The organism is Micromonospora sp. WMMD1274, assembly GCF_049179035.1.
Lineage (GTDB): Bacteria > Actinomycetota > Actinomycetes > Mycobacteriales > Micromonosporaceae > Micromonospora > Micromonospora tulbaghiae.
The window spans coordinates 1-9,617 of sequence record NZ_JBMHMG010000004.1; the positions used below are offsets into that span (position 1 = coordinate 1).

A 9,617-nucleotide genomic window follows, 5' to 3' on the forward strand; every position below is an offset into this window, starting at 1 on the left:
AAACAGCTCAAGCTGGCCGGCTATCTCGCACGACGAACACAACGGGCCACCACGAGCCTTGGCCCGGCCCTGGTCGGCGCCCCACCCCCAGCGGCACCGGGGCTCGGGAATGCCCGCTTGAACGGCTTCCGTCTCCAGGCTGCGGATCTGGGCCACGGCGTCGGCCGCAACCGGCCACATCGCCAGTTCGTCCAGTTCGCCGGGCTCGGCGAACGCCCCGCACAGACACTCCCCGGACATGTGGAGCATGTCGGCGACCTCGTTGCGGGGGCAGTCGAGGAACCGACGCCGGTAGGTGTTCAAGTCCAGTGCCGTCCAGTTCCGCAGCGGAGATACCCAGACGATCGACTTCCGGCGCTCAACCTCTGGGATTCTGGCGCGCCGCTTCGACTCACCGCTGCGCCGGCCAGCCAGGAAGACCATCCGCTCGCGCGACGGCATCCTCACCAGCTCGTTCTTGGCCGCTTCCAAGGCGCGTTCCTTGAGCCGTTGGTACATTTTCCAGTGCTTCGCCGGACCAGGGAATCCGTCGGTCAGCACCAGCTCGCGGTACGTTGAACCCACCGGCGGGTGCTTCTCGATGAGCGGTAGTCCCCAGCTCGCGCAGGTGTCACGTACAAACTGGCGGGTGGCCTCAACGCCGATCCCGGTGTTCGCGTGAATCGCATGAGTCGCTCGCCGGCGGAACAGGTGGGCCAGCACTGTGGAGTCGTGGCCGCCGGAGAACAGCACCGCAGTCGCCACATGCTTGCGGTTACGGCCGTGGCCGTCGTGGTGCTCGACGATCTCCTCCCGAACGGCCCGGTCAAGCAGGTCGTGGGCCGCCTTGATGAGCGCATCGAGGCGAGCATTGCGCGCTGGCATACTCAGTTCAACCATGCCGGGCAGTTCGGTCGCGCTACGCACGGTCTGAATCCTTTCGTCACCAGCGCTCTGACCTAAGACAGCAGCCGTCCTCGGAGCTTCGGCACTGTGGGCAGGTCATGGTCCGATCACGGCTTCACCGGTGGAGAGGGGTGCAGCCCGGGATCTTGCGGCGAGGGTGATGCGTAGTAGCGGCCCCAGCTCGGGTCCTGCGGAGTCATGGGGTAGCTGTTGAGCCACGACCAGTCCCCGTAGACCGGCCGCCCTGCGGCTTCTTCCCGGTCGGTGAACCGCGCGAAGGAGATGCTTTCCCGATGGTGATCGGTGATGCGGACCCCGGCGGCGAGGAAGCTGTGCAGGACCGCCTCGTTGAGCATGAGGAGCGCCTTGTCCCGCCACAGCCGGTCTCGTCGCGTGTCAAGGCCCAGCCCGCGCGCCACTGCGGGCAGCTGGTGGTAGCGCGCCGGGTCGGCGAGGTTGCGACTGGCGATCTCGGAGGCCATGTAACTGCCGCTGAACGGCGCGCAGGGATAGATGACCCCGCCCACCCTTAAGGTCATGTCGCTGATCGCGGGCAGCGCCGGCCAGCGCAGTCCCAACAGCGCGAACCAGGGATGCTGCGGGTGGCGCAGTTCCACCTCCAAGACGCAGGAGGCAGGGACGGCGAACAGCGCCCGGCCGACGTCAATGCCGTCGATGATCCAGGGCAGCACGTCGAACCGGGTCCGGTTCGACGGTCCTCGCCAACCCAGTTGTATGGCTTGATCGGTGAATCGCGCCTGAGCGGGATCTCCGGTCACCTCGCCGGCTGCGGTGGTCCATCCTGCGTACCGGATCAGCTGCGAGTTGCGGATCCGCACGGCAGGCATGTCGGCTGACGCTGGGGAGAAGACCGACATCATCGGGACGATGGCACCGCCGTTGGTGGACAGGTCCAGGTGGTTCTCCAACTCGCCGCGGATCTGATCGGCCCGGTTGATCCCTCTGAGATCACGCACGCGCAGGGCGCTCCAACGGGCGCGTCCGATGCACCGTTCCGCGTTACGCCACGCCAGCTTCGCCCCGAACACCAACTCGTCGGTGGTCTGCCACCACGTGCCGCTGGTCTCAACCTCGCGTCGCATCTGCGCCAGGCGAGTCCGCAAGCCGTCGCGTCCTGTCTCGTGGAAGTAGCGCGTGAGAAAGGCGTGGGCGTCGCTGAGAACCCGAGCCGGGCCGTCGGTGGGACCGCCGGGCGCGTGCGCTGGGCAGCTGCTGGCCGCCGTCACTGGCGTGGGCGACCGCGACGCGGCACGGGTGCGGAAGGCCGCTTCATCATCAAGCCGTGATGCCGGCGGCATCACCGGCAGGCTGCCTTCGGTCACGTCGTGCCCGTTCCTGCTGGTCCTGATGCTGGCTGTCGCTGTGTCGGCTCCGCTTGGCGGGAGAGCCGCACGGGCGTTGGTCGCCGCCTCACCAGGGCGGCCTTCGGCTGGTGGCGACCACTGGCACGGTGAAGGTGAGAAAGGCGCCGTCCCTTTCGGTCAGGGCCGCGCGATCGAGCCGCCTGACCGTGCGCAGCATCGGGGTGTTCTCCGCGTGCATGTGCAGCACGAGCGCGGCGTAGCCGCTACTGCTGGCGAGCCCGAGCAACCAGACCAGCAGGGTCGAACCGAGTCCGTGCCGCTGCCAGTCGTCCCGAACGAGCAGCGCTGCCTCAGCTTGGTCTCCCTCGGCGATCAGGTTCGCCATCGCCACCACAGCTGCCATCGCGCCGTCGCCCGCAGCGGCAAGCAGGGTCACTCCGCGAGCCGGCTCCAGCAGCCGACGCAGGCGGGCGGGTGATGGCACCGCACCCGACAGATAGCGCCAGTGCCGGCTGCGCGCTGAGCAGGTTTGATGCAGTTCCATCACGGCCGGCAGATCGTCGGCACAAGCCGCATACACCGTCAGCTCCGGGCCTCCGGGCAGGGTCACCGTGCTGCGGTCGCGGTCAGTTCGGCTACCCACGGCGGCCGTCGGCAGAAAGCCCAGCCATGGGGCCGGCTCGTCGGCGGTGCCGGGCGGCCCTCAGCAGGGTGGTGAACGGCGTGAGACGACCGCCAGCGCACGGCGCGCTCGCCGTCTTGCCTGGCCGCTCGGAGCCCGGTGATGCCGGCGGCATCACTACGTGCTCACTCCTCATCGTGTTGACATCTCCCGTCCCGGTACCGTATTCATGTTTCAGGCGTGATTACCGTACCGAATTTGAGCCCGAATGCCAGCCTTGAGGGAGCGCAACCTTGCCGGAGCACCAAGGCCCCGTCGTCAACAGGACGATGCGCCCCCACGAATCGGCACCGAGAGCGGTCCGCCTGGCCACGGTTGTGTGTTGCGCCGGCTCCACGGTGTTCGCCGACGCGGCCGTGTACCTGGCTGCTGGCTGGGACGCGAACACGCCGTTCGGCGCGATGGCACTGGATGCCGGCGTGCTCATCGTCCTGCTCGCTCTGGCGCTCGTCTCGGTCGTCGCGGGCCTGTCCCTCCCCATGTCGGGCAGCCTCGCCGGACTACGTGCTGCGGCCGGCGGATCGGTCGTGACGGCGGTGGCACTTCCTTTCCTCATGGCTGACCGAATGGCGGCGGGACCGCGCGCAGTGGTGGGTGCCGCCGTCTTGGCCCACGGCGTTCTGCTGCTGTGGCTGCCCGGTCGCGGACAAGCTCCGCGGTGGCTTGCCCGGCGCAGGGCGGACGCCGCGGCTCGTGCTGGTCAGGAGCTGCGGAACCTGGCTCACGCTCCATGGTTTTGACCAGCTGGTCCGTCAATCAGCCTGACGCCGACCACGAAGACAACGGGGGCACTGAAGATGGCACCTCAGAGTTCGCACAGCGGAGGCGTGCACACGACACCTCGCCCGCCCGACGGCCTGGACGACGAGGACGGCGGTCCTGCCAGCGCGCCGCCAGATGGCTACGTGGGAACGACGGACGTGAACGCCTACAGCCGGTACATGCGCGTGGATGAGCTGCTGCGGCTTCAGGTGCCGGCACCCGAGCGTGCTCATCGTGACGAGTTGCTGTTCCAGGTGGCGCACCAGAGCACCGAGCTGTGGTTACGCGTGGCGGTGGAGGCGTCGCAGGAGGCGGCGTGGCACCTGCGTTCGGGCGATGTGGGCGCGGGGGAGTTGCTCGTTCACCAAGCGGCCGACGCGATCCGGACAGTGACCGGCCAGCTCGACATGTTCGAGCACCTCTCGCCGATGGCGTTCGCCGTCATGCGACCTCGGCTGGGCACGGGGTCAGGTGCGCAGTCGCCGGGCTGGGTGGGAATCGGGCGGGCCGGGCGAGAGCTGGCAAAGGCATTCGAGCATCTCTGCGAACACTGCGGAGTCTCCCTGGAGCAGCTGTGCCGGTGGCGGGCCGACCAGCCGATCTACCGGCTGGCGGAGCGGATGGTGGATTGGGACGAGGCTGTGGCGCTGTGGCGGATGCGGCACTACCTCCTTGCGGCCCGGCTCGTCGGCGACGGCGGGTTCGGCACCCAGGGCACGCCGGTCGGGACCCTGGCGAAGCTGACCGCCCACAGGTACTTCCCCGACCTGTGGGCGGTCCGTACCGCCGTCGTAACCAGCGCCACGTCGCTGCGGGAGATGGCGTGATGGCCCGGACACCGATGGATTGCTCTGCGGTGCGGCGTGAACTGCCGTCGTTGGCCGGACGCGTCCATTTGGCCAGTTGCAGTCACGCGCCCCGGTCACCGGTTGTCGAGTCGTCCCTGCTGGCCATGCTCACCGCGATGGAGAGCCCCGCGGTGACGTGGCAGGCGTGGGAGCATCAGGTGACGCAGTTGCGCTATCGAGTCGCGGCGTTGCTCGGGGCCCAGGAGCACCAGATCGGATTGCTGGCCGACGCGTCAACGGCCGCGCACCAGGTGGGCTCTGCGCGGGGATGGACGACGCGGTCTCGGATCGTGACGTGCAGCGCCGAGTTCCCCGGGGTCGCCCACGCCTGGCTGACGCAGCGCCGGCGAGGGGCCGAGGTGGTCTTCGTCGGCGACCGAGACGGCCGGGTGTGCCTCACCGACTACCTGCGGGCGATCGACGGCCGCACAGCCCTGGTGTCGGTGCCCGCGGTCACCTACAGCAGCGGTCAGCGCCTGCCGGTGCGCGACATCGTCGAGGCGGCGCATCATGCCGGTGCGGAGGTCTTCGTCGACGCCTACCAGGCGTTCGGGGTGGAGCCGCTTGATGTGCGGCAGTGGAACTGTGACTACCTCGTGGCCGGCTTCGGCAAGTACGCCCTCGGGCTGCCGGGGGTCGTCGCTCTGTATGAGGCCGCTGCCAGTGGTGGACGCGTACCGGGTCTGACCGGCTGGCAGGGTCGTCGCGATCCTCACCGGTTCGATCCTCACCTGGTGGACTGGCCGGACGACGCGCGCCGGTTCCAGGTCGGGACGCCAGCGGTGCCAGCGGTGTACGCCGCCAACGCGGCCCTGTCGCTGATCGCCGACCTGGACTTGGGGCAGGTTCGACGTCACGTGGCGCAGATGGCGCGGCTCGCCCGCGAGCTGGTGACGCGGCAAGGCCTGTTCGTGACGACTCCCGAGGAGCACGGCGCCCATCTGGCGGTCCTGCACCCCGCACCGGAGGCCATCACGCGGTGGCTGGCAGACCGGCACGTCGCGGTCGCACCGCGAGGCCGGGTGGTCAGGCTCGCGATGCACGCCTTCACCACCGCAGAGGACGTCGAGACGGCATGCCGACTGTTGGGGGAGTTCCCCGACGCCCGGGCGGCAGAGCGCCGCCGGTCTCATCGACAGGGAGTGGTGGCATGAACGGCGTCGACGCGGTGCAGCGGTGGCTGACGGGTCAGCGGTGCAGCGACGACTTTCCGTATCGAGACGTCGTCGCCAGCGTGCGGGAGCACGGGAAGCACTTCGTACCGCCGCAGATGCTGGAGGTGCTGGGACAGGCCAGGGAGGTGACCAACTCCGTCGCCGGGCCCGACGCTGGCGGCCGTCTCCTGCGCTCGTTCTTGAACGTGCTGCTCGACAAGGCCGACGGCCGCTACGACTACCGCACGTATCTGGCGCTGGAGCTGCTTCCCCTGCCGGACGCCGACCGCGGCGACATCGTCGTGGACGCGGCGGCGGCGTTGCGATGCCGGGACCGGCTGGTCGTGGCGTTGATCGCAGACGTGTTGAGGTTCGAGCACGCCGCCGCAGAGGACCAGCGACAGCCGCTGCCGGAGTTCCGGCCGGCATCTGGCCTGACACGTAAGCGGCTCAGGCTCGGCATGCGCGTGCTTCAACCCGCGCTTGCCCGCCTCGGCCTTGAACAGGCGGGTGCCGTGGACGATGTTCGCCCGGATCGTCTGTGGCGGGCCGTCGAGGAATTCCTCAACCGGGACGAACGCCAGGCGGTCGCCCTGTCGATGTTGCCCGTCTCCCGGGTGCACGACGAGTACCTGTTCCTCCGAGTCCTCCAGTCGTGGGAGGCGACGTTCGCGCTGGTGGCGGTGGACCTGTGCAGCGTTATTCAACTCCTCGGCGACGGGCATGCTGTGCACGGCGGGGCGCGGCTGGATGCGGCGACCGGGATCCTGCGGGAAGCCTCACCCCTGTTCTCGCTGCTGGCCACCATGCAGGTCGCGGCGTTCCGCGACTTCCGTCGGTGGACCGAGGGCGCCAGTGCCATCCAGAGCTACAGCTACAAGCTGGTGGAGTCGCTGTGCCGCCGCCCGGAACTGGCCCGGCTACACTCGGTCGCCTTCCAGTCCGCGCCGCAGGCGCGGATGCGGGCGCTGTCCGGGCAGGCCACGGTGCAGTCCCAGGTGGGGAAGCTGGAGCGGGCTGGATTCGCAGCGGTCGTCGAGGACCAACTCGTCGAGAGCATGGCGTCCTTCGCGGCCGCGCTGACAGGGTGGCGTCGCACCCACTACTCGCTCGCGGTGCGGATGCTGGGCAACGAGGCGGGCACCGGCTACACCTCGGGAACCGCCTACCTCAAAGAAGTCAAGGACATCCCTGTTTTCAACCGGGCGCCCTCAACTCCGTCTGGGGCACGGCGTGACCGGCGGTGATGCCGGCGGCATCACCGCCAACCGTGCACCCGGTGGTTCCGGTGCTCGTCCCGCCCGGCTAGGCGTGCTGCTGGGGACGCTCTACGGGCCGGTGACGTTCGGCATCATGGCGGCGGCGGTCGCGGTGCCCTACATTCCGGACGTCTCTGGCTCGGTCAGCACGGTGTGGCTGTTGTCTGGGTACGCCATCGCTCTCGGCGTCGGTACTGCGGTGTTCGGGCCGTTGACCGAACGCTGGGGAACACGGGCCTGTCTCCGTATCGGCGCGGTGCTGTTGCTCGCCGGCACGGTGGTGTGTCTGCTGGCACCGACACCGGAGGCGGTGGTGTCCGGCCGGGTGGTGCTGGCTGTCGGATCGTCTGCCGTCGTGACCGTGGTGCTCACCATCGCAGCTCACGTCGATGCCGAGCATCGCGGCGCGGTGGCGAGGGCGTTGGGCGCGGTGATGGCGACGTTCCTGGCCGGGGCGACGCTCGCGGGTGGAGCCGCCACGGAGGTGATCGGGTGGCGCGCGGCCGTGGTCTTGCCCGTCCTGTCGGTGCTGGCGGTCCCGTGGATAACGCGACACCACCATCGGCGGGGGAGGCCGTCGGCTGCCTTCGACGCTGTCGGAGCAGGACTGTTGACGGTGTTCGCGACGTGCACGGTCGGGCTGACGCAGATCGCGGTGCTGACGCTGACGACTGCATCGGCGCTGGCCGCAGGTGCGGCCGCCAGCGGGCTCGCCCTGTGGGTTCGAGCGCGGCGCCGGCCCGACGCGTTCGTGCCTGCCGCACTGGTGCGCGAGGCCCAGTTCAGGCGGGTGTGCCTGCTGGCTGGCTGCATCTACGGGGCGCGGTTTGCCGTGGTGCTCGCCGACGGACACCTGCTCGCCGACGCCGGATGGACGCCGCTGAACAGCGGCGTGGTGCTGGTGCTGTGTGCGGTAGCGGGGGTGGCCGTGTCCCACGGCCTGGCCCTCCGGCAGCGGTCGTCGGCCAAGGCGCTGCTGCTGGCTGCTGGAGCGCTGGTGATCGTGGGGTTAGTGCCATCAGACTCGGTCGGCCCATTGGTGATCACGTCGACGGTCATCTCGTCAGCGGTTTTCGCGCTGGGGCAACCGATGCTGACCGTCGCGCTGGCCGCCTTGCGTACGGATCGGCGGGGAACGGCTGTCGGACTGACCTACTTCTCGGGATTCGCTGGTGGAGCCGGTGGAACCGCAGTCGTGTCGGTGCTCATGCCCCCGCTGGGCGCGAGCGTCGCGATCGCCGTGGTGGCGCTGGCCTGCCTGGCTGGCGCAGTCCTGGCTGTGTCCCACGTCCGTGTTCGCGATGAGCGGGGTGCCGCTACCAGCCCTTCCAGTGATGCCGCCGGCATCACCCTAGAGCGCAAGGAGGCTGTCCGTTGAGCCATGGCGAATCGCCAGCCCCGGCCGGTACGCGACGCGCGTTCGGTGTCGTCACCGCGACGGTCCTGATGGTGGTCGCGGTGATCATTCTGGCGGCCACCGGCTGCGGTAGAAATCGGGATTCCGAGGGCGGAGCGTCCGCGCGGTTGACCTCGGCCGCTGAGGCGACTGCGTCGCCCGGGCCGAGCGTGACTCCGTGGCGGTACGGCTCGCAGCTGCGCCCGTGCGACGCCTTCGTGGTGGCTCCGCTGGAGGAGCTGCTCGGTGTCGTTGCCGACCCTCGCCGCGACGCCACGGACGGCCCGCTGAAGGGATGCGTTGTCGGTTTCGGCCCCAGGGGCGTGGCCAACCTGATGGTTGAGGTGAATGACCACGCGGAGGTGCGGTTCAACGGGTTGAAGGCGGTGGCGCAGGAGGAAGAAGCGCTGCGTCAGGTACCGAGTGGATGCCAGGACAGCTACGTCTATGTGGATAGTCTGCTCGGCCCGCGCCTTGCCTGTCTCGACGGCAACTTGTACCTGACGGTGGGCTGGACGCAGGACGCTCTGCCGTCCGGCAGCGACGACCAGGCCGTCATGGAAGCGCTTGGCCGCATGACTCACGAGACGCTCGCCAACCTGCGCAAGCCGTAGCCCCAGCAGCTTTCACCGCGCCGGCGTACGTGGAGGTCACTCGCCGGCGGGCCCGGCCTCTGAACCGCCCCAGAGGCCGGGCCACCTCCACCACGAGAGGCGACACGAATCGGGGGACAACTGCGATGCTCAACCTGGCCGATCCAAGAGATGTCATGACCATGACAACGACCTCCCGCCGACCCCCGAACGACAGGGCGGCGAACACACGCAGGGCCAGCAGAGCAGCCCACGGCCCGGCTCGCCTCCCATCGCCAGCACCGGACCAGCGGGGCAAGGTGGCCGTCATCACCGGCGCCAACGCCGGCGTGGGGTACCACACCGCTCGCCTGCTTGCCGCCGCCGGCATGACCGTGATCATGGCTTGCCGGCACTCAGGACGAATGAGCGCAGCGGCGTCGGCCATCAAGGCGACACAGCCCGACGCGATCATTCGGCAACTGCGAGTGGATCTGGGAAACCTAGAATCCGTTCGCGCTGCGGCAGGCCAAGTTCTGGACGATCACGGACGGATCGATGTCCTCGTGAACAACGCCGGCCTGATGGGCGTTCCGCGGTGGGACACCTTCGACGGCGTCGAGATGCACTTCGGGGTGAACCATCTCGCGCACTTCGCGCTCACCGGACTTCTTCTGCCCGCGTTGCTGACGGCGCCGGACCCCCGGATCGTCACCGTCAGCAGCACCGCGCAA

Annotated in this window: 10 protein-coding genes; 7 read left to right on the plus strand and 3 right to left on the minus strand. The window is 69.1% G+C overall.

The window, feature by feature from the left end; translation table 11 throughout:
* The 3 genes from ACN27D_RS35780 to ACN27D_RS35790 form a co-directional block, all read right to left on the minus strand.
* Positions 1-906, minus strand: a 906-nt coding sequence (locus tag ACN27D_RS35780; protein ID WP_421501241.1) for a phosphoadenosine phosphosulfate reductase family protein, incomplete at its 3' end; no start/stop codon positions are given.
* Between the two features lie 86 nt (positions 907-992).
* Entirely contained in the window at positions 993-2,228 is a 1,236-nt protein-coding gene (locus ACN27D_RS35785; protein ID WP_278091387.1) for a nitric oxide synthase oxygenase, read from the minus strand.
* A gap of 88 nt (positions 2,229-2,316) precedes the next feature.
* A complete protein-coding gene (locus ACN27D_RS35790; RefSeq protein WP_235437426.1) occupies positions 2,317-2,820 on the minus strand; it encodes a GNAT family N-acetyltransferase in 504 nt (167 codons plus the stop codon).
* A gap of 410 nt (positions 2,821-3,230) precedes the next feature.
* Here ACN27D_RS35790 and ACN27D_RS35795 point away from each other — a divergent pair, with 410 nt between their 5' ends.
* From ACN27D_RS35795 to ACN27D_RS35825, 7 genes are all read left to right on the plus strand, one after another.
* Positions 3,231-3,632, plus strand: a complete 402-nt coding sequence (locus ACN27D_RS35795) for a hypothetical protein (protein WP_152748223.1) — start codon at positions 3,231-3,233, stop codon at positions 3,630-3,632.
* Between the two features lie 87 nt (positions 3,633-3,719).
* Complete coding sequence (locus tag ACN27D_RS35800) at positions 3,720-4,481, plus strand: tryptophan 2,3-dioxygenase family protein (RefSeq protein ID WP_235437427.1); 762 nt, start codon at positions 3,720-3,722, stop codon at positions 4,479-4,481.
* 137 nt (positions 4,482-4,618) lie between these two features.
* Positions 4,619-5,656 (plus strand): aminotransferase class V-fold PLP-dependent enzyme, encoded by a 1,038-nt coding sequence (locus tag ACN27D_RS35805; protein WP_396849546.1) that lies wholly within the window; start codon positions 4,619-4,621, stop codon positions 5,654-5,656.
* Positions 5,653-6,903, plus strand: a complete 1,251-nt coding sequence (locus ACN27D_RS35810) for a tryptophan 2,3-dioxygenase family protein (protein WP_047891578.1) — start codon at positions 5,653-5,655, stop codon at positions 6,901-6,903. Before ACN27D_RS35805 ends, ACN27D_RS35810 begins: the two co-directional genes overlap by 4 nt.
* Positions 6,890-8,293 (plus strand): MFS transporter, encoded by a 1,404-nt coding sequence (locus ACN27D_RS35815; protein WP_152748224.1) that lies wholly within the window; start codon positions 6,890-6,892, stop codon positions 8,291-8,293. The genes ACN27D_RS35810 and ACN27D_RS35815 overlap by 14 nt, the downstream gene beginning before the upstream one ends.
* Entirely contained in the window at positions 8,290-8,925 is a 636-nt protein-coding gene (locus ACN27D_RS35820) for a hypothetical protein (RefSeq protein ID WP_152748225.1), read from the plus strand. Before ACN27D_RS35815 ends, ACN27D_RS35820 begins: the two co-directional genes overlap by 4 nt.
* Before the next feature lie 278 nt (positions 8,926-9,203).
* On the plus strand, positions 9,204-9,617 hold a 414-nt coding region (locus ACN27D_RS35825), incomplete at its 3' end, for an SDR family NAD(P)-dependent oxidoreductase (protein ID WP_421501242.1).